Origin of the sequence: Streptomyces sp. NPDC101110 (assembly GCF_044759525.1) — a bacterium.
Lineage (GTDB): Bacteria > Actinomycetota > Actinomycetes > Streptomycetales > Streptomycetaceae > Streptomyces.
In genome coordinates, this window is sequence record NZ_JBIVZM010000009.1 from 277,266 (window position 1) to 296,251 (window position 18,986).

An 18,986-nucleotide genomic window follows, 5' to 3' on the forward strand; every position below is an offset into this window, starting at 1 on the left:
ATGCGAGGATGAGGCGCCATGACAGTCGGGTGGTGTGCTCGCACGATACGGGCCGCGGTGTTCGCGGCCGTCTGTGTCGTGCTCGCCGCCCTCGGGCACGTCATGATGTCCGGCGACCACGTGCCCTTGTCGACACTGCTGGCCGGCTGGGCCGTGACGGGTGTGGCGGGCTGGTGCCTGGCGGGCCGCGAGCGCGGACTCCGCCTGGTCGTCACCGTCGCCGTGGCCGTCCAGACGGCGCTGCACTCGGCGTTCTCGTTCGCGCCGCCGGCCCCGGCCGCAAGCGGACTTGGGGCCTCGGACGTGCCGCACATGAGCCACGGCATGGGATCCATGAGCCACGGCATGCGTCACGACATGAGTCACGGCATGGGCCAGGACGCCATGGCCTCCATGTCTTCGCACGCGGGGCACCTCCCCGGCGGTGACTCGTCCCTCGGCATGCTCGCCGCCCACCTCCTGGCCGCGCTGCTGTGCGGCCTGTGGCTGGGGCACGGGGAACGGGCCGTCTTCCGGCTGCTGCACGCCGTGGGCAGCCGGCTCGCCGCACCGCTGCGGCTCTTGGCCGCCCTGATCGCACCGCCGCCCCCGCCCGTGCGCGAGCGGCGGCGGCCCTCGCACCGCAGGCCGCACCAACTCCTCCTCGTCCACGCGATCACGACGCGCGGACCACCCGCCGGGGCCGCTGCCGTCTGACGGCAGCCGGTGACACCGGGGCAGCCCCAGTGCTCCCTGGTCGCGGCCGTACGTCCCCGCACCCGCGCATCCACAGGCGCTCACGCCCACGATGCGCCGTGCCGGACGCCCGTCCGCCTCCCCGCTCACGGGGCCACCCACCCACGCGCGTTCGCCGGACCGCACGGTCTGCCGACCCGCGTGCCCTCGTGGTCCCGCATCCCGAGAAGGACATCAGGTGATCACTCCTGCTGTGCCCCTTTCCCCTGCGAGCGCGAGATCGGCTGCGCACGAGCGATCGGCGCAGGCCGACGAGTCGATTACCGCCTGGGCGCTGGCCGCCCGCGGCGGGGACTCCGTGGCCGTCGACCGGTTCGTGCGCGCCCTGCACCGTGACGTGACGCGGTATGTCGCCCATCTGTGCGCCGACCCGCAGGCCGTGGACGACCTGGCGCAGGACACGTTCCTGCGGGCCCTGGGCAGTCTGCACCGCTTCGAGGGCCGTTCCTCCGCACGGACCTGGCTGCTGGCGATCGCCCGGCGCGCGGTGGCCGACAGCATCCGCCACACCGCCGTGCGCCCCCGCCCGGCCGACCTGCCGGACTGGGAGCCGGCGGCCGAACTCGCCCAGCCGCGCGGCCTGCCCGGCTTCGACGACGGTGTGGCACTGCTGGAGCTGCTGGCCGGTCTGCCGGACGAACGCCGCGAGGCGTTCGTCCTCACGCAACTGCTCGGCCTGCCCTACGCGGAAGCCGCCGAGCTGAGCAACTGCCCGATCGGCACCGTCCGTTCCCGTGTGGCCCGCGCCCGGGCCACACTCCTCGCCCTGCTCGCCGAGGCGGAGGAACCGGGCCCGGCCCTCGTCGCGGCCTGACACGTGGCGAGGCCCGTGCTCGTCACGGCCTGACACAGGGAGGCCGCCGGTGCCCGCCGCTCCTGCCGCGGGCACCGCGCACCCCTGCCCTTGATCGGGCAGAGGTGCAGCAGCGAGGGCCAGGGTGACCTCCACCGGCAGCTTCTTGATGCCGTTGACGAAGTGGGAGCGGACCCTCGGGACGTCACCGGTCAGCCGGATGTCCGCCAGGCGCGGGATCGGTTCCTCACACATGATGCGGATCTCGGTGCGGGCGAGCAGGGCGCCCAGGCACAGGTGGGGGCTGCCCTCACCGAAGGTGACGTGGTCGTTGTCGCGGCGCGCGACGCCGTCAAGTGGACCGTCTCCGACCTGATGGACGTCGTCGTGGGACCCGTACGGTCCGCGTATCAGTGGCCGGTGCGCTCCGCGCTGGACGCCGGGGCACGGGTCTGCGCCAGTTCCGACGCACCCATCACCGAGCCCGACTGGCGCCCGGGCGTGGCCTCGATGACACTGCGCGAGTCCAAGGCCCGCGGCCGCACCAGCGGCCCCGAGCGGTGCGTGCCCCTCGCCGACGCCCTGCGCGCCTGCACCTCCACGGCCGCCGGGCAGGGCTTCGCCGACGACTTCAAGGGCACCCTCGAACCGGAACGGGCCGCGGACCTGTGCGCCCTGGACCGGCCCCTGCTGGATCTCGATCCGCACGAGATCACCCGGGTGCAGGTGGACCTCACCGTGTTCGACGGGCGGGTCGTCTTCGAACGGTGAAGCACTCCGCTCAGGCCGCGCGCACCGGCGAGCGCCGCGCCCCCCACCGCCGGAGCCGATACCACCCGGCCGCCCGGCACACCGCGTAGAAGGTGAAGGAGATCGTCGTGACGTAGGGGCTGATCGGGATGCTGCCGCCCAGGGCGAGCAGGGTGCCGCCCTCGATGGAGAGCACCGCGAAGAGCACGCTCAACGTGGGCAGCAGCACCGGCGACGCGGTGACGCGGGCGGCGGCCGCCGCCGGGGTGACGACCAGGGAGAGCACCAGCAGCGCACCGACGATCTGCACCGACAGGGCGACCGCGAGCCCGAGCACCAGCATGAAGGCGAAGGACAGCCCGCGCACCGGCACCCCGCGGGCCTCAGCCACGTCCGGATCCGCGCCGGCGAAGACCAGCGGGCGCCACATCACCGCCAGGGCGGCAAGCACCAGGACGGACGTGCCGAGCAGCCATGACATCCGCGGGGTGTCCACGGCCACGATCTGCCCGGTGAGCAGCCCGAACCTGTTGGCCGCCCGGCCCTTGTAGAGGGCGAGGAAGAGCACGCCGAGTCCCAGGCCGAACGGCATGATGATGCCGATCACCGGGTTGCGGTCCCGCGCCCGGGTCCCGAGGACGCCGATGGCACCGGCCGCGAGGAGCGAACCGGCGATGGAGCCCGCCACGACGTTCGCGTCCAGCAGCAGCGCCGCCGACGCGCCGGCGAACGACAGCTCGCTGATGCCGTGCACCGCGAACGGCAGGTCCCGCATCAGGACGAACACCCCCGCCAGCCCGCCCACCAGGCCGAGGGCGACACCCGCGATGAGTGAGTTGCGGACCAGCGCGAGGAGTTCGCCGTAGTCGGTGAAGTCGAAGATCTGATGCCGGATCCCCTCGGCGAGTGTCATGCGCGCACTCCGTCCGTCGTGTGAGGCCGCCGACGAGACCGCTCGTGACGCCCTTCGGGGTGGTGCGGCGGTGCGGCCGTCTCGTCGGGTGCTCCCGCGACCACCACCCGGCCCCGGACACGCACCACGTCGACCTGTGTGCCGTAGAGACGGGACAGCGACTCGGAGGTCAGCACCTCGTCCGGTGTGCCGACCCGGTGTCCGCCCCGGGCGAGGTACAGCACCCGGTCGGCCATGCCCAGCACCGGGTTGATCTCGTGCGTCACGAACACCACCGCCGTGCCGTGGGAGTGGCGCCGGGCGTCGATCAGTTCGGTGACGGCCCGCTGGTGGTGCAGGTCGAGTGAGAGCAGCGGTTCGTCGCACAGCAGGAGGCGGGGGTCGGTCGCCAGGGCCTGTCCGATGCGTACCCGCTGCCGTTCGCCGCCGGACAGCATCCCGAGCGGGACGTCGGCGTAGGCCGAGGCGCCCACCGACTCGAGGATCTCGTCCACCTGGCGGCGGACCCCGCCGGTGAAGAGCCGCGGGCCGAAGCGGTGGCCGTCGATGCCGAACCGGACCAGGTCGCGGGCGCGCAGCACGGCCTGCGCGGACAGTGCCGCCTGCTGCGGGACGTAGCCGATGTGCCGGGAGGCCTCGCGCGCCGGCCGGCCGAGGACGGTCAGGGTGCCGGCGGACAGCGGCCGGCGGCCCAGCAGGGCCCGGACGAAGCTGGTCTTGCCCGCGCCGTTGGGCCCCAGCACCGCCAGGAACTCCCCGGGCCGCACCTCGAGATCGAGGCCGCTCCACACCTCGCGGTCGCCGTACGACAGGGCGGCCGCGCGCAGGGCGACGACCGGCGTGCCGTCCTGCCGGGGGACGGTGGTCACTTGTTCAGCGCGCTCGCGAGCGCGTCGAGGTTGGCGGTCATCCAGCGGAGGTAGTCCTCGCCCTTGGGCAGGGTCTCGGTCACGGGCACGACGGGGACGCCGGCCGCCTCGGCCGCCGCCTCGGCCTTCTCGGTCTGCGGCCCCGAGGTCTGCTCGTTGTAGACGAGGGCCTTCACCCTCTTGTCGCTGAACAGCGCGAGGCACTGCCGGAGAACGCGCGGGGAGACGTCGTCGCCCTCCTCGATCGCCTCGCTGAACGGTGCGGGCGTCCTGTTCACCAGGCCGCTCGCCTCGGTCATGTACAGCGGCACCGGCTCGGTGACGACGATGCCGTCACCGCCGTGCGCCTTCTTGATCCGGGCCTCCTGGGCCTCCAGCGGCGCGAGCTTCGCCTTGAAGGCGGTGGCGTTCTTCTCGAAGGCGGCGGCATCGTCCGGGTCGGCCTTGGCGAGGGCGCCGGAGATCCGGTCGGCGACCCTGGCGACGGTGGGGAGGTCGTACCAGACGTGCTCATTGAGTTCGCCGCTTTCGGGCGCGGTCCTGCCGGACACGTCGACCGCGTTGATCACCTCGGCGGCATCGTTGTGCCCGCTCTTGAGCATGTGGTCGACGAAGTCGTCGTAGCCGCCGCCGTTCTCGACGACGACCTTCGCCTGGGACAGGGCCAGTTGGTTCCGGGGGTCGGCCTCGTAGGAATGCGGGTTCTGGTCGGGGTCGCCGATGACCGAGGTGACGTCCACCCGGTCGCCGCCCATGCGCCGGGCGATGTCGCCCCAGACGTTCGTGGAGGCGACCACGGCGACGCGGTGCGGTGCGCTCGTGCCGCCGGGGGAGTCCGAGGAGCTGCCGCAGCCCGTGAGCAGGGTCAGTGACGCGCCGGTCAGCAGCGCGACGCGGCGGGACGGGGGCAGGGGCATGGCTCCTCCAGGACGGGCAATGCACGGGGGTGATCGGCGGGCACCACGCTAGATGGGAATGAATGTCAAAAGCGGATTCGGGCCGAAGTCATGCGATAACCGTTGCCGACTGTTGAGAACTCTGGACTGTCTATCCAAGTGCTGGACTGATGGTCTAAGGTGGTGGGGTGAAAGGAGGCCAGGCATGGACAACGGTCCGGACGCCGAGCGGGACGCGATCCTCGCCGCGCTGAAGCCGGTCGTCGAAGGAATCGCCGCGACCTTCGGGCCGGTTTGCGACGTCGTGCTGCACGACTACCGGACCCCGGAGAAGTCGGTGGTCGCCGTGGCCGGGGCGGTGACCGGGCGGCAGGTCGGCGGTGCCATGAGCGAGATCGGTCTGCGGGTCCTCGCCCGCGGCGGCGCAGCGTCCGACGAGCTGAACTACGTCACGCGCACCCGCGACGGGACGCTGGTGAAGTCCTCCACGATGGTGCTCCGGGACTCCACCTGCGCCGTGTTCGGTGCCCTGTGCGTCAACGTGGACGTCGGCGCCGTCACCCGCGTCCACGGCCTGCTCGGCGCGCTCGCCGGACTGGGCGCCGCCCCGGCGGAGCCGCCGACCACCACCTTCGGCAACGACATCGATTCCGTGGTCGACGCCCTGGTCGACGCCCACCAGTCCCAGCAACGGGGCAGCTGGGCGGAGCTCGACCGCGCGGAACGCGTGGAGCTGTTCGACGGGCTGGACACCCGTGGGGTGTTCGCCGTGCGCGGCGCCGTCGAACAGGTCGCTGCCCGGCTCGGCATCTCCCGCGCCTCCGCCTACAACTACCTGTCCCGCGCCAGGGCCGCGCACGACACTCCCACCGGAGGCTCCACGTGACGACCACGACCCCACCGGTCACCCTCGACGACGTCCGGGACGCAGCGGCAAGACTCAAGGGCGTCGCCCACCGCACGCCCGTGCTGCGCTCCCGCACCCTGGACGCGCTCGCCGGAGCGGAGGTCCTCCTCAAGTGCGAGAATTTCCAGCGTGCGGGCGCCTTCAAGTTCCGCGGCGCCTACAACGCCGTCTCCCGCCTCGCCCCCGAGCAGCTGTCCCGTGGTGTCGCCGCCTACTCGTCGGGCAATCACGCGCAGGCCGTCGCCCTGGCCTCGCGGGAGCTGGGCACGACCGCCGTCATCGTCATGCCGGAGGACGCCCCGCCGTCGAAGCGGGCCGCCACCGCCGGCTACGGCGCCGAGATCGTCACGTACGACCGTTACACCGAGGACCGCGTCGCGATCGGCGAGGCCCTCGCCGCCGAGCGGGGCCTGGCGCTCATTCCGCCGTACGAACACCCGCACGTTATGGCCGGGCAGGGCACGGCCGCACTCGAACTGCTGGAGGAAGCCGGGGAGCTGGGCGCGCTGCTGACACCGGTCGGCGGCGGCGGGCTGATGGCGGGCAGCGCCACGGCGGCCAAGGCGCTGAACCCCGGCATCCGGACCGTCGGCGTCGAGCCGGAGGCCGGGGACGACACGAAGCGCTCGCTGGACGCGGGCCGGCGCGTCAGCATTCCCGTCCCGCGCACCATCGCCGACGGTCAGGCCCTGCACACCCCGGGAGAGCTGACGTTCTCGGTCAACAGGCGGCTCCTCGACGAGGTCGTCCTGGTCACCGACGACGAGATCCGGGACGCGATGCGGTTCGCCTTCGAACGCCTGAAGATCGTCGTCGAGCCGAGCGGAGCCACCCCGCTGGCCGCGCTGCTCACCGGGCGGCTGGGTCCGCTTCCCCCGCGCGTCGGTGTCGTCGTCTCCGGCGGGAACATCGACGCCGGGCGCTTCGCGGAGCTCTGCGGCGGCGTCACCCCCTGAATGGCGCCGCCCCGAGGGCGGACGGACGATGGAGGCAAACCCTCAACGAGGAGGAGCGTCATGCTTGAAGTGAAGACGCTCGACAAGCCGGACGAGCGACGCGATTACCCCCGAGGCCACCTGGAAGCCGTCCACATGACAGGGCTGGACTTCGCCGTGGCCACCTTCGAGCCGGGCTGGCGCTGGTCCGAGTCGGTGGCCCCGATCGCCGGGACGGACAGCTGCCGGATCCACCACAACGGCTATGTCGTCTCGGGCCGTATGCACATCCGCATGGACGACGGCGCGGAGAGCGAGGTGGGACCGGGCGACGTGTTCGTCTGCCCGCCCGGCCACGACGCCTGGGTCGTCGGCGACGAGCAGTGCGTGGTCTACGACTTCGCCGGCAGCATGGCCAAGGAGTACGCCAAGAAGGACTAGCGCGAACCGGCGAGAGTCTCCCACCCCTTCGGCCGGCCGCAGTGCCTGCCTGCGTCCTCGGCCGGCCGTCCAGCCCACCCTTGCTCTTGGAAACCGATCGGTTTACTCTTCCCGGCATGGGAAACCGATCGGTTTCCGGGCTGTGAGCAATGAGGGAGACTCCCATGACCGCCATCGAAGGTTCCGTCGCCCTGGTCACCGGCGGCAGCCGCGGCATCGGCCGGGCGCTGGTCGAAGCCCTGTACGAGCGGGGCGCACGGAAGGTGTACGCGACGGCCCGCGACCCGCGCACCGTCACGCACCCCGACGCCGTGCCGCTGGCGCTCGAGGTGACCGACCCCGCGTCCGTCGCCGCGGTGGCCGAGCGGGCGCAGGACGTCACCCTGCTGATCAACAACGCCGGCGCGTCGGTGAACGCGAACTTCCTCGATTCGCCCGTCGAGGACGTGCGCCGCGAGTTCGAGACCAACTTCTACGGGCCGCTCCTGGTGACCCGGGCCTTCGTCCCCGTCATCGAGCGCAACGGCGGCGGTCACATCCTCAACGTCCACTCCGTGCTGTCCTGGATCGGCCTGGCCGGCTCCTACAGCGCCTCCAAAGCCGCGTTCTGGTCGCAGACCAACTCGCTGCGTCTGGACCTGAAGCCGCGCGGGATCGACGTCACCGGCCTCCACGTCGGCTACGTCGACACGGACATGGCCGCCGGGGTCGAGGCGCCCAAGTCCACGGCCCGCTCGGTGGCGGCCCAGGCCCTCGACGGCATCGCCTCCGGCGCCTACGAGGTCCTGGCCGACGAGCTCTCGCGGCAGGTCAAGGCAGGACTGGCGGCCGACCCCGCCGCCCTCTACCCGCAACTCGCCGCCTGATCACACCGGCAGCAGCCGAGCCACCAGCGCGCTCAACTGCCGTGCGGTGCGGCACTCGTGCATCTCGACCAGCTCGGCGTAGGCGGGTGCGACGGAGTCGCCCGTGCCCCATCGACCGCGCTGCTCGGGGTTCAGCCAGTGGACGCGCCGGGCGCGCTCGGCGATCTGCCGCAGAGCGGGAAGATTCGGGTCGCTCCGGTTCGTACGGGCGTCCCCGAGGACGAACACCGTCGTGCGGGAACCGGCCGCGTCCGCGTACCGCTCCGCGAACTCGCCCAGCGCCATCCCGTAGTCGCTGCTGCCGTGGTAGCCCGTGACCGCCGCCTCCGCCTGGATGCGGGCGCCCAGCCCTTCCGGGTCGGCCCGCCCGTGCTCCAGCAGCCCGGTCACCTCGTCGATCCGGTTGACGAAGGCGAACACGCGCACCTTGCTGAACTGGTCGTGCAGCGCCTGCACCAGCAGCATCGTGAAATCGGAGAAACCGGAGACCGACCCCGACACGTCGCACAGCAGCACCAGTTCGGGACGGGCGGGACGCCGTGCGCGCAGCACGGGCTTCATCGGCACTCCGCCCGTGGACAGCGAACCTCGCAGGGTCCGCCGCAGATCGATCGTGCCCCGAGCGGCACGGCGGCGCCGGGCCGCCAGCCGGGTCGCGAGCTTGCGGGCCAGGGGCTGCACCGTTCTGCGCAGCTCGGCGAGCCGGTCCTGCCCGGCGAACAGGAAGTCGACCCGGTCCGCGGTCGGGGCCACCGCCCGCCGCGCGATCTCGTCGCGGCCGCGCCGCTCGGCGACCCGCCGCCGTGCCTCGGCGGCCACCAGCGCGCGGAAGGCGTCGATGCGCCGCCGGATCTCGTCCTCCAGCAGGCGGTCCGTGAACCCCGTGTCGCCGCCCTGCCCCCGGACGGTGTCCCGCACGCGGGCCAGCAGCGTCTGCGGCCGCAGCCGTTCGAGTGCCTGGTACGACGACCAGCCGTCCGACTCCGGCGAGGAACCGTAGCCGCCGAATCCGTCGACCGCCTCGATCGCCAGCCTGCCCAGCATCGCCCGGTCGTCGGCGGCCAGCGCGTCGGCCAGCCGGTCCCGCAGTTCCTCGCGCCCCGCCGCCCGCTGCTCCGGGCCGCCGATCCCGCGTGGGAAGTACAGGTCGAAGACCGAGTCGAACACCTGCCGTTGGGCGGGCCCGTGCAGCAGCGTCGCCGCGAGCCCCTCGCGCAGCAGCTCCCGGTCGGCGAGGCCGAGTTCCGCGACGGCCCGTGCCGCGTCGACCGTCTCGCCGGTGCCGATCCGCACGCCGTGCGCGCGCAACGCCCCGACCAGGGACGTCAGCCGCTCGGCGAGGCCCGACGGCGTGGTCACAGGGCGTCCGGGTCGAGCTTGGCGGACGCCTTGAGGACGTCGTCCTGGTGCTTGAGGAGCACGCCGAGCGTGGCCCGCACGACGGTCTCGTCCAGCGACTCGGCACCGAGCGCCAGCAGGGTGTGCGCCCAGTCGACGGTCTCGGCCACCGACGGCACCTTGCGCAGGTCCATCGCCCGCAGCGCGCCCACGACCCGGACGACCGAACGGGCCAGCGTCTCGTCGAGGCCCGGCACCTTCAGCCGTACGATCCGGCGCTCCAGCTCCTCCTCGGGGAAACCGATGTGCAGGAAGAGGCAGCGCCGGCGCAGCGCCTCGGACAGCTCCCGGCTCGCGTTGGAGGTGAGGACGACGAAGGGGCGGCGCGTCGCCGTGATGGTCCCCAGCTCGGGGACGGTCACCTGGAAGTCGCTGAGCACCTCCAGCAGCAGACCCTCCACCTCGACGTCCGCCTTGTCCGTCTCGTCGATCAGCAGCACCTTGGGGTCGTCGCCCCGGATCGCCGTCAGCAGCGGCCGGGTGAGCAGGAACTCCTCGCCGAAGATGTCCGTGCGGGCCTCGTCCCACGTCTCGTCGCGGCCCGCGCTGATACGCAGGAGCTGCTTGGCGTGGTTCCACTCGTACAGGGCGCGGGACTCGTCGACCCCCTCGTAACACTGGAGGCGGACCAGCCGGGCCCCGGCGACCTCGGCGACGGCCTTGGCGAGTTCCGTCTTGCCGACGCCGGCCGGGCCCTCCACCAGGAGCGGCTTGCCGAGCCGGTCGGCGAGGAAGACGGTCGTGGCGACGGCCCGGGAGGCGAGGTAACCGGCCTCGGCGAGGCGAACGGAGACGTCGTCGACGGATGTGAACAACGGTGGCCTCCTGGGCGGCGGCGTCGGTGTGACGGACAGGGCACTATCTAAGCGCTTGTTCAGCCAGGCTGTCACGGGATCGCGACCCCGGCAATTGTCGAAACCGATCGGTTTCCCCTGGGTTCGGGGCGGGGTACCCTCGCCCGTATGGCCACAACCGACAAGGCGTCCACCCGGGACCGGCTCCTCGACGCGGCGGCCGAGTTGTTCTACCGCGAGGGTGTCTCCCTCGGTGTCGAGGCGCTGTGCCGCAGCGCCGGAGTCTCGAAGCGGTCCATGTACCAGCTCTTCGGAAGCAAGGACGAGGTCCTCGCGGCGAGTCTGGCCCGGCGGCTCCCGGAGTACGAACAGCGGCTGGCACCGGGCCCCCGGGAACAGGACGGCAGCCCGCGCGAGCGGATCCTGGACGTCTTCGAACGGCTGGAGAAGGCCTCCGCCGAGCCCGCCTACCAGGGCTGTCCCTATCTCGCCGCCCTGGTCGAACTGAAGGACCCCGAGCACCCGGCGAGTGCCGTGGCCCGCGAGGCCAAGGACTGGCTGCGGGGCTTCTTCCGCACGCAGGCCGAGGAGGGCGGGGCGCGGGACGCGGAGCTGCTGGCCCGTCAGCTGATGCTGGTCTTCGACGGGGCCAGCGCCCGGGCCGGTGCCGGGATCGAGACGCTGGACGGCCTGACCACGACGACCGTGACCGCGTTGCTGGACGCGTCCGGCGCCCGCTGACGGGCGGGCGCCGGGACGGGGGCGTGACCACACGGGCCGCGGAACACGCGGCGCAGGACGCACTCGGCGGCGCCCGCGGGGTACCCGATCACCCCCGCCGGAGGAGATCGCCAACATGGTCGTCCACCTCGCCTCCGGCCACGCCCCGGCGACCACGGGCGGTGCCCCGCGGGCCGACGGCGGCTACGAGGACTCGATCCTGCCTTGACTCACCAGCACCACTTCGAGCGTGCGCGGCCCATGCACCCCCTCGACCCGGTCCAGCTCGATGTCACTGGTCGCCGACGGACCCGAGATCCACGTCAACGGGCGGGCCGGGTCGAGGCGTTCGAGACCCTGAGGCACGGACGACACGACCTGATCGGGCACCCGCACCACACAGATGTGGTGGTCCGGGACGAGGGTGATCCGACGGCGGCCCTGATCGGGTGAGCCGTCCAGCACGATGGTGCCGGTCTCGGCGATCGCGACCGCACAGGCCGTCACCACACTGTCGACGCGGTCCAGTTCGGCCGGGGTGCTCCCGGCCCGGTCCGCCACCCGCGCCACCCCGGACGCGCCGAGCCACCCCTCGTCCAGCCCGGGCGGCACCAGCACCGACGCCGACCCGTGCTTCTCCAGCAGCCCCGCGACCACAGCGGCCAGCCCACCGGTGTCGGTGCGGTGCACGAGAGCCCGGTAGTCCGCCAGGTTCACGGCGAGCAGCTCCACCGTCTCCGCGACGGTCCGCTGCCCGTGCTCACGCAGATAGTCCCGCGCGATCGGCGCCTCGTCGTCCGGCGCGTCCGCCAGCGCGCGCCGTACCCGCCCCAGGATCCGTTCCCTGCTGCTCACCTGGCCCCGTCCTTCCCGCCGTGCGTGCGCTGCCACCAGTCCCGGAACGGTTCGGCGGGCACCGGGGGCAGGTCCCGGGTCCCGCTCCAGGCCCTGCCCGGGCCGGGCAGCGTCCGGGGATGGAAGCGACGGGTCCGGGAGACGGCGCGCTGGCCGGTGCGCAGTGCGCCCGCGTGCGACAAGGCCCAGCGTGCCGCGCGCATCGCCGCACGCTCGGCGGCATGCCCCTTCGCGGGCCGCAGCACCACCTTGTTGCCCGCCCGCGTGACCTCGCCGCCCTGCACCACCCGCTCCCGCAGGTGCACCAGCACCTCGGGGATGTCGATGGCCACGGGGCAGACCTCGTAACACGCCCCGCACAGCGACGAGGCGTAGGGCAGCGAGGCGTCGATCTCGCTTGCTGTGCCCCGCAGTTGGGGACTGAGGATCGCGCCGATCGGACCCGGGTACACCGAGCCGTAGGCGTGGCCGCCGGCCCGTTCGTACACCGGGCACACGTTGAGGCAGGCGGAGCAGCGGATGCAGCGCAGTGCCTGCCGGCCCACCTCGTCGGCGAGGGTGTCGGTGCGGCCGTTGTCCAGCAGTACCAGATGGAAGGTGCTCGGGCCGTCCTGGTCGGCGGTACCGGTCCAGGTCGACGTGTACGGGTTCATGCGCTCCGCGGTCGAGGAGCGGGGCAGGGTCTGCAGGAAGACCTCCAGGTCCTGCCAAGTCGGCACCACCTTCTCGATGCCGACGACCGAGATCAGCGTCTCGGGCAGGGTCAGGCACATCCGGCCGTTGCCCTCGGACTCCACGACCACCAGCGTGCCCGTCTCGGCGACCATGAAGTTGGCCCCGGAGATGCCGACCCTGGCTCGGAGGAACTTCTCCCGCAGGTGCAGCCGGGCGGCCTCGGCGAGCTCGGCCGGGGTGTCGGTCAGTCCCTCGGGGGCGGGGCGGCCCCACTCGCTCATCTCGCGGGCGAAGATGTCCCGGATCTCGCCCCGGTTGCGGTGGATGGCCGGCACCAGGATGTGCGAGGGCCGGTCCCCGCCCAACTGCACGATCAGCTCGGCCAGATCGGTCTCGTAGGCGTGGATGCCCTCCGCCTCCAGTGCCTCGTTGAGACCGATCTCCTGCGTGGCCATCGACTTGACCTTGACGACCTCGGATTCGCCGGTCGTCTTCACGAGCCGCGTGACGATCTCGTTGGCCTCGTCCGCGTCCGCGGCCCAGTGCACCATGCCGCCCGCAGCGGTGACCGATTCCTCCAACTGCACCAGGTAGCGGTCGAGATGACGCAGTGTGTGGTCCTTGATCCGCTTGCCCGCCTCGCGCAGCGCGGCCCAGTCGGAGACCTCCGCGACGGCCTTCGCCCGCTTGGCCCGGATGGTGTGCGTGGCATGCCGCAGATTGCCGCGCAGGGTGGTGTTCGCCAAGGCCTCCCGTGCGGCCTCCGGGAACGCCGGCATACCGAGATACGTCCCGCTCATACGGCCGGTTCCTCCTCCGTGCTCGCCAGGATCTCCGCGATGTGCACCGGCCGCATGCCGGTCCGCAGCCGGGTCATGGTCCCGCCGAGGTGCATCAGGCAGGAGTTGTCGGCCGCGCAGAGCACCTCGGCGCCGGTCGACTCGGCGTTGCGCACCTTGTCCGCGCCCATCGCCGCCGAGACGTCCGCGTTCTTCAGCGCGAACGTGCCACCGAACCCGCAGCACTCGTCCGCGCCCGGCAGCTCGACGAGCTCCAGCCCCTTCACCGACTGCAGCAGCCGCCGCGGCCGCTCGCCGAGCCCGAGTCCGCGCAGCCCGTGGCAGGTCGGGTGGTAGGTCACCTTGTGCGGGTAGTACGCCCCGACGTCCGTCACGCCCAGTACGTCGACCACGAACTCGGTCAGCTCGTATGTCTTGCGCACCACCGGCGCCAGCGTGGCCGCGAGCGTGTCCCCCCGTCCCTCGGCCCGGGCCCGCTCGCCCATCCGCGGATACAGCTCCCGCACCATCGCCCCGCACGACCCGGAGGGCGTCACGATCGCCTCGTACTCACCGAAGACATCGGAGAAGTGCCGGGCGAGCGGCTCGGCCTCATGGCGGTATCCGGTATTGTAGTGCGCCTGCCCGCAGCAGGTCTGCGCCATCGGGAAGTCGACCTCGACACCCAGTCTGGTCAGCAGTTTCACCACGGCGCGCCCGGTGGCCGGATAGAGCGTGTCGTTGACGCAGGTCAGGAACAGTGCGACACGCATCGCGGCTCCTTGTGGTCGATCGTCGGACGAGTCCTGGGGGTCCCTCCCACACGCGTTCAGCGTAGTGGGGGAGCAGTAGGCGTTCACGGCCCGGGGAAACGCCGTCAGTGCCCGGCGAGCCGGGCCTGCGCGGCGTGCCACCGCCCGGTTCCGCCCCGGGGCTCATAGCGCGTGAGCGGCTGCGTGTTGACCAGCAGCCGCCGCATCCCGGCCAGGTCACCGACCAGCCCGTCCGCCCGCGCCTGGACCAGGACGTTGCCCAGCGCCGCCGCCTCGGTGGGCCCGGCCACCACCGGCAGACCGCACGCGTCGGCGGTGAGCTGGCACAGCAGGGCGTTGCGCGTGCCGCCGCCGACCACGTGCACCACGTCGACCGGGTGCCCGGCGAGCCGCTGGGCGTCCTGGACGGCCTTGCGGTGCGCGAGGGCGAGGGAGTCGAGGATGCAGCGCGTCACCTCGGCCGGCGACTCCGGCACGGGCTGCCCCGAGGTCCCGCACGCCTCGGCGATCCGCTCGGGCATCCGCCCGGGCGGAAGGAACGCCGCGTCCCCCGCGTCCACGACGGACCGCAGCGCCGGCACCTTGGAGGCCTCCAGCAGCAGCGCACCGAGATCCGGGTCGCCCCAGGCCCGTACGCACTCCTGGAGCAGCCACAGCCCCATGATGTTGCGCAGGTAGCGGACGGTGCCGTCCAGCCCCAGCTCGTTGGTGAAGTTGGCGGCCCGGCTCTCCTCGCTCAGCACCGGCGCGTCCAGCTCCAGGCCGGCCAGCGACCAGGTGCCCGTGCAGATGTAGGCGAACCGTTCGTCCGACGCGGGAACGGCGGCGACCGCCGAGGCGGTGTCGTGGGACCCGACGGCCGTCACCGGCACGGGACCTCTCATCCCCGTCTCCTCCAGCACCTCCGGCCGCAGCACCCCCGCCGGATCGCCGGGCTGCCGCAGGGGAGCGAACAGCCCGAGGTCGATACCGAGACGCTCCGCGACGCCGTACGCCCAGTCACGGGTGCGCGGGTCGATCAGCTGGGTCGTGGACGCGTTGGTGAGTTCCGTGCCCTGCTCGCCGGTCAGCCAGTACGTCAGCAGGTCCGGCATCAGCAGCAGCCGCCGGGCCTCGGCGAGCTGCGCCGTGGAGCGGGCGGCGGTGAGCCGGTAGAGGGTGTTGAAGGGCGCGTACTGCAACCCGGTCGCGGCGTACAGTTCCGCGGGGGGCACCGTCGCCCACACCTTCTCCGCGACACCCTCCGTCCGGGCGTCCCGGTAGTGCACGGGATTGCCGAGCAGCGCTCCGTCCGCGTCCAGCAGCCCGTAGTCCACGGCCCAGCTGTCGATGCCGACGGAGTCGACCTGCCCCGCTGCCCGCAGCCCGTCCAGGACTCCGGCGTACAGGCCGAGCACGTCCCAGCGCAGCCCCTCGGGCACCCGCACCGGACGGTTGGGGAAGCGGTGGGCCTCGCTCAGCTCCAGCGAGTCGAGCCCGACCCGGCCGGTCATGACGCGCCCGCTCGACGCGCCGAGGTCGACCGCGGCGTACGACTTCACGCTCACACTCATCGCAGGAAGGCGGCGGCGACGCCGGCGTCGACCGGGATGTGCAGACCGGTCGTGTGGGTGAGGTCCCCACCGGTCAGCGCGAAGACGGCGTTGGCCACGTGCTCGGGGAGCACCTCCCGCTTGAGGATGGTCCGCTGCGCGTAGAACTCACCCAGCTTCTCCTCCTCGACCCCGTACACGGCGGCCCTCTCGGCGCCCCACCCGCCGGCGAAGATCCCCGAACCGCGCACGACACCGTCCGGGTTGATCCCGTTGACCCGGATGCCGTACTCGCCCAGCTCGGCGGCGAGCAGGCGCACCTGGTGGGCCTGGTCGGCCTTGGTGGCGGAGTAGGCGATGTTGTTGGGACCGGCGAACACGGCGTTCTTCGAGGCGATGTAGACGATGTCACCGCCCAGCCCCTGGACGGTCATCACCCGGGCCGCCTCCCGCGACACGAGGAACGACCCGCGCGCCATGATGTCGTGCTGGAGGTCCCAGTCCCTGGCCGAGGTCTCCAGCAGCGGCTTGGAGATCGAGATCCCCGCGTTGTTGACGACGAGGTCCACTCCGCCGAAGGCCAGCACGGCCTCGCGGAACGCCTCGGCGATCTGCTCCTCGGAGGTGACGTCCACGGTCACGGCGACGGCCTTGTCGGGTCCGCCCAGCTCCTCGGCGACGGCGGCGGCGTTCTGCGCGTCTAGATCGGCGACGACCACGCACGCGCCCTCGGCCACGAGTCGGTGCGCGACGGCCTTGCCGATCCCGCTCCCGGCACCCGTCACCAGCGCCACCCGGGTCGCCAGCGCCTTGGGCTTCGGCATCCGCCGGAGCTTGGCCTCCTCCAGCGCCCAGTACTCGATGCGGAACTTCTCGGACTCCTCGATGGGCGCGTACGTGGACACGGCCTCGGCCCCGCGCATCACGTTGATGGCGTTGACGTAGAACTCGCCCGCGACCCGGGCGGTCTGCTTGTCCTTGCCGAAGGAGAACATGCCCACGCCGGGCACCAGCACGATCGCCGGGTCGGCGCCGCGCATGGCGGGGGAGCCGGGCTCGGCGTGCCGCTCGTAGTAGGCGGCGTACTCCTCGCGGTACTCGGCGTGCAGCTCCTTCAGCCGCGCGACGGCCTCCTCCAGCGGGGCGCTCGGCGGCAGATCCAGGACCAGCGGCCGGACCTTGGTGCGCAGGAAGTGATCCGGGCACGAGGTCCCCAGTGCGGCGAGCCGCGGGTGCTCGGCGCTCGCGAGGAAGCCGAGCACGACCTCGGAGTCGTCGAAGTGCCCCACCTGGGGCCGGTCCTGCGACGCGACGGCCCGCACGTACGGGGCGAGCGCGGCGGCCCGCTCCCGCCGCTCCGCGGCGCCCAGCGCGGTGTACCCCTCGATCACGGGCCCGAAGGGCTCGGCCGTGCCCCGCTCGGCGAGGAACCTCTCGGCGGTCCGGATGATGTGCAGCGAATTGCGCTCGCACTCCTCGGCGGTGTCGCCCCAGGCGGTGATCCCGTGCCCGCCGAGCACGCACCCGACGGCCTGCGGGTTGGCCTTCTTCACGGCGGCGATGTCCAGCCCCAGCTGGAATCCCGGCCGCCGCCACGGCACCCACACCACCCTGTCCCCGAAGCACTCGGCGGTCAGCTTCTCCCCATCGGCGGCGCAGGCCAGCGCGATCCCCGAGTCCGGGTGCAGATGATCGACGTGAGCGGCCTCGACCAGCCCGTGCATGGCGGTGTCGATGGACGGAGCTGCCCCGCCCTTGCCGTGCAGGCAGTAGTCGAAGGCGGCGACCATCTCGTCCTCGCGCTCGACACCGGGATAGACGTCGACGAGCGCCCGCATCCGGTCCAGCCGCAGTACTGCGAGCCCGGCCTCGGTCAGCGTCCCGAGATCACCGCCGGACCCCTTGACCCACATCAGCTCGACGTCCCCGCCGGTCACGGGGTCGGTCCCGGTGCCCTTGGCGGAGGCGTTGCCGCCGGCGTAGTTCGTGTTCCTGGGATCGCTGCCGAGCCGGTGCGATCGGGCAAGCAGAGCGGCAGCTTCGGGATGGGTGGGCATGAACGGTTCCTTCTCAAGAGGGGGCGGGTGAGGTGCCTTCTTTTCAGGGGCGCGGGGAACTGCGCGATCAGCCACAGACCACCCGCACTCCGCAGATCACAGAACTCGGCAGACGCTTACGCACCCCACCCCGCCTGCTGCCCACCGACCCGCTCGGCAACGATCCGCTCACCCCACCCGGACCGCCGATACGCAGCGAGAGGCTCGGGGTCCAACCCCATCTCCTCCCGCACCTCACGGAGCAACGGCCGCACATCCGTGTTGTACGCGTCCATCAGCACGGCGTTCGCCTCCAGCACATCACCGCCGCGCTGCGCCGCCCCCAACGCGTCACCATCGACGAGCAGCGCCTTGGCCGTGGCCTCCTGCACGTTCATCACCGACCGGATGATCGCCGGGATCTTCGCCTCGATGTTGTGGCACTGGTCGAGCATGAACGCGACCTCGGGCGTGAACCCACCGCCCCGCACGACCTCGTACATGATCCGGAACAGCTGGAAGGGATCCGCCGCCCCGACCATCAGGTCGTCGTCCGCGTAGAACCGCGAGTTGAAGTCGAACCCGCCGAGCTTCCCCTCGCGCAGCAGCGTCGCCACGATGAACTCGATGTTGGTCCCCGGGGCGTGATGCCCCGTGTCGACGACGACCTGCGCCTTCGGGCCGAGCCTCAGGCAGTGCGCGTAGGCGGTGCCCCAGTCCGGCACGTCGGTCGTGTAGAACGCCGGCTCGAAGAACTTGTACTCCAGCAGCATCCGCTGCCCGTCCCCGAGCCGCTCGTAGACCTCGGCCAGACCTTCGGCCAGCCGGTCCTGCCGCCCCCGGATGTCGTCCTGGCCGGGATAGTTCGTCCCGTCGGCGAACCACAGCTTCAGATCCGTCGAGCCCGTCGCATCCATGATGTCGACGCACTCCAGCAGGTGGTCGACGGCCTTGCGCCGCACGGAGGCCTCCGGATGGCAGATGCTCCCGAGCTTGTAGGCGTCGTCCTGGAACGTGTTGGAGTTGACCGCCCCGAGCCGCACGCCCCGCTGCTCGGCATGCTTCGCCAGCGCCGCGTAGTCGTCGACCTCGTCCCACGGAATGTGCAGGGCCACCGTCGGGGCGATGCCGGTGAACTCGTGCACCTTCGCCGCGTCGTCCACCTTCTCGAACGGGGTGCGCGGCACGCCCTCCTGCGCGAAGACCTTGAACCGCGTGCCCGAGTTCCCGTACGCCCAGGACGGCGTCTCGACGGCCTGTGTCTTGAGAGCGGCCTTCACCGCGGCGAGCTCGGTCACGTCAGGCTCCTGTGACATCGG

The 18,986-nt window shown here is 72.1% G+C and carries 19 protein-coding genes and 2 pseudogenes; 9 read left to right on the forward strand and 12 right to left on the reverse strand.

Annotated elements, in window-relative coordinates:
• Window positions 1-18: 18 nt before the first annotated feature.
• Window positions 19-696, forward strand: coding sequence for a hypothetical protein (locus tag ACIQU3_RS22780; protein ID WP_403735457.1), 678 nt, complete (start codon window positions 19-21; stop codon window positions 694-696).
• A 217-nt stretch (window positions 697-913) separates the two neighbouring features.
• Window positions 914-1,549: a sigma-70 family RNA polymerase sigma factor gene (locus tag ACIQU3_RS22785; protein ID WP_403735454.1), complete on the forward strand. Its 636-nt coding sequence runs from the start codon at window positions 914-916 to the stop codon at window positions 1,547-1,549.
• A gap of 117 nt (window positions 1,550-1,666) precedes the next feature.
• On the opposite strand, the pseudogene ACIQU3_RS22790 reads toward ACIQU3_RS22785, so the two are convergent.
• Window positions 1,667-1,882, reverse strand: a pseudogene (locus ACIQU3_RS22790) (cytochrome P450); the annotation flags it as partial.
• A gap of 21 nt (window positions 1,883-1,903) precedes the next feature.
• Between ACIQU3_RS22790 and ACIQU3_RS22795 the strand changes: the two are divergent.
• Window positions 1,904-2,299, forward strand: a complete 396-nt coding sequence (locus ACIQU3_RS22795; protein ID WP_403927519.1) for an amidohydrolase family protein — start codon at window positions 1,904-1,906, stop codon at window positions 2,297-2,299.
• Between the two features lie 10 nt (window positions 2,300-2,309).
• Here ACIQU3_RS22795 and ACIQU3_RS22800 read toward each other — a convergent pair whose 3' ends face one another.
• Genes ACIQU3_RS22800 through ACIQU3_RS22810 form a run of 3 tightly spaced genes read right to left on the reverse strand, consistent with a single transcriptional unit; the run spans window position 2,310 to window position 4,977 of the window.
• A complete protein-coding gene (locus ACIQU3_RS22800; protein WP_403927435.1) occupies window positions 2,310-3,191 on the reverse strand; it encodes a metal ABC transporter permease in 882 nt (293 codons plus the stop codon).
• Complete coding sequence (locus tag ACIQU3_RS22805; protein WP_403927438.1) at window positions 3,188-4,060, reverse strand: metal ABC transporter ATP-binding protein; 873 nt, start codon at window positions 4,058-4,060, stop codon at window positions 3,188-3,190. The genes ACIQU3_RS22800 and ACIQU3_RS22805 overlap by 4 nt, the downstream gene beginning before the upstream one ends.
• A complete protein-coding gene (locus ACIQU3_RS22810) occupies window positions 4,057-4,977 on the reverse strand; it encodes a metal ABC transporter solute-binding protein, Zn/Mn family (protein WP_403735442.1) in 921 nt (306 codons plus the stop codon). Before ACIQU3_RS22810 ends, ACIQU3_RS22805 begins: the two co-directional genes overlap by 4 nt.
• A 184-nt stretch (window positions 4,978-5,161) precedes the next feature.
• Between ACIQU3_RS22810 and ACIQU3_RS22815 the strand changes: the two genes are divergently transcribed.
• The 4 genes from ACIQU3_RS22815 (at window position 5,162) to ACIQU3_RS22830 (ending at window position 8,105) form a co-directional block, all read left to right on the forward strand.
• A complete protein-coding gene (locus ACIQU3_RS22815; protein WP_403927441.1) occupies window positions 5,162-5,842 on the forward strand; it encodes a transcriptional regulator in 681 nt (226 codons plus the stop codon).
• Complete coding sequence (locus ACIQU3_RS22820) at window positions 5,839-6,819, forward strand: pyridoxal-phosphate dependent enzyme (RefSeq protein WP_403927443.1); 981 nt, start codon at window positions 5,839-5,841, stop codon at window positions 6,817-6,819. Before ACIQU3_RS22815 ends, ACIQU3_RS22820 begins: the two co-directional genes overlap by 4 nt.
• Before the next feature lie 60 nt (window positions 6,820-6,879).
• Window positions 6,880-7,239, forward strand: a complete 360-nt coding sequence (locus tag ACIQU3_RS22825) for a cupin domain-containing protein (protein ID WP_366716075.1) — start codon at window positions 6,880-6,882, stop codon at window positions 7,237-7,239.
• 164 nt (window positions 7,240-7,403) lie between these two features.
• Window positions 7,404-8,105 (forward strand): SDR family oxidoreductase, encoded by a 702-nt coding sequence (locus ACIQU3_RS22830; protein ID WP_403927446.1) that lies wholly within the window; start codon window positions 7,404-7,406, stop codon window positions 8,103-8,105.
• Here ACIQU3_RS22830 and ACIQU3_RS22835 read toward each other — a convergent pair whose 3' ends face one another.
• Together ACIQU3_RS22835 and ACIQU3_RS22840 are read right to left on the reverse strand one after the other, a co-directional pair.
• Window positions 8,106-9,464: a VWA domain-containing protein gene (locus ACIQU3_RS22835; protein WP_403927449.1), complete on the reverse strand. Its 1,359-nt coding sequence runs from the start codon at window positions 9,462-9,464 to the stop codon at window positions 8,106-8,108.
• Window positions 9,461-10,318, reverse strand: coding sequence for an AAA family ATPase (locus ACIQU3_RS22840; RefSeq protein ID WP_403735427.1), 858 nt, complete (start codon window positions 10,316-10,318; stop codon window positions 9,461-9,463). The genes ACIQU3_RS22835 and ACIQU3_RS22840 overlap by 4 nt, the downstream gene beginning before the upstream one ends.
• A gap of 147 nt (window positions 10,319-10,465) precedes the next feature.
• Here ACIQU3_RS22840 and ACIQU3_RS22845 point away from each other — a divergent pair, with 147 nt between their 5' ends.
• Window positions 10,466-11,038: a TetR/AcrR family transcriptional regulator gene (locus ACIQU3_RS22845; RefSeq protein WP_403735424.1), complete on the forward strand. Its 573-nt coding sequence runs from the start codon at window positions 10,466-10,468 to the stop codon at window positions 11,036-11,038.
• A gap of 97 nt (window positions 11,039-11,135) precedes the next feature.
• Window positions 11,136-11,246 (forward strand): annotated as a pseudogene (locus ACIQU3_RS22850) (oxidoreductase); the annotation flags it as partial.
• Here ACIQU3_RS22850 and ACIQU3_RS22855 read toward each other — a convergent pair.
• The 6 genes from ACIQU3_RS22855 to rhaI form a co-directional block, all read right to left on the reverse strand.
• A complete protein-coding gene (locus tag ACIQU3_RS22855; protein ID WP_403735421.1) occupies window positions 11,222-11,872 on the reverse strand; it encodes a lactate utilization protein C in 651 nt (216 codons plus the stop codon). The pseudogene ACIQU3_RS22850 and the gene ACIQU3_RS22855 sit on opposite strands and share 25 nt — an antisense overlap.
• Entirely contained in the window at window positions 11,869-13,347 is a 1,479-nt protein-coding gene (locus ACIQU3_RS22860; protein WP_403927452.1) for a LutB/LldF family L-lactate oxidation iron-sulfur protein, read from the reverse strand. Before ACIQU3_RS22860 ends, ACIQU3_RS22855 begins: the two co-directional genes overlap by 4 nt.
• Entirely contained in the window at window positions 13,344-14,099 is a 756-nt protein-coding gene (locus tag ACIQU3_RS22865) for a (Fe-S)-binding protein (protein ID WP_403927455.1), read from the reverse strand. Before ACIQU3_RS22865 ends, ACIQU3_RS22860 begins: the two co-directional genes overlap by 4 nt.
• A gap of 104 nt (window positions 14,100-14,203) precedes the next feature.
• Complete coding sequence (locus ACIQU3_RS22870; RefSeq protein ID WP_403927458.1) at window positions 14,204-15,652, reverse strand: rhamnulokinase family protein; 1,449 nt, start codon at window positions 15,650-15,652, stop codon at window positions 14,204-14,206.
• Complete coding sequence (locus ACIQU3_RS22875; RefSeq protein WP_403735408.1) at window positions 15,649-17,688, reverse strand: bifunctional aldolase/short-chain dehydrogenase; 2,040 nt, start codon at window positions 17,686-17,688, stop codon at window positions 15,649-15,651. Before ACIQU3_RS22875 ends, ACIQU3_RS22870 begins: the two co-directional genes overlap by 4 nt.
• A 116-nt stretch (window positions 17,689-17,804) precedes the next feature.
• A complete protein-coding gene (rhaI, locus tag ACIQU3_RS22880; RefSeq protein ID WP_403927461.1) occupies window positions 17,805-18,965 on the reverse strand; it encodes an L-rhamnose isomerase in 1,161 nt (386 codons plus the stop codon).
• Between the last annotated feature and the right edge of the window lie 21 nt (window positions 18,966-18,986).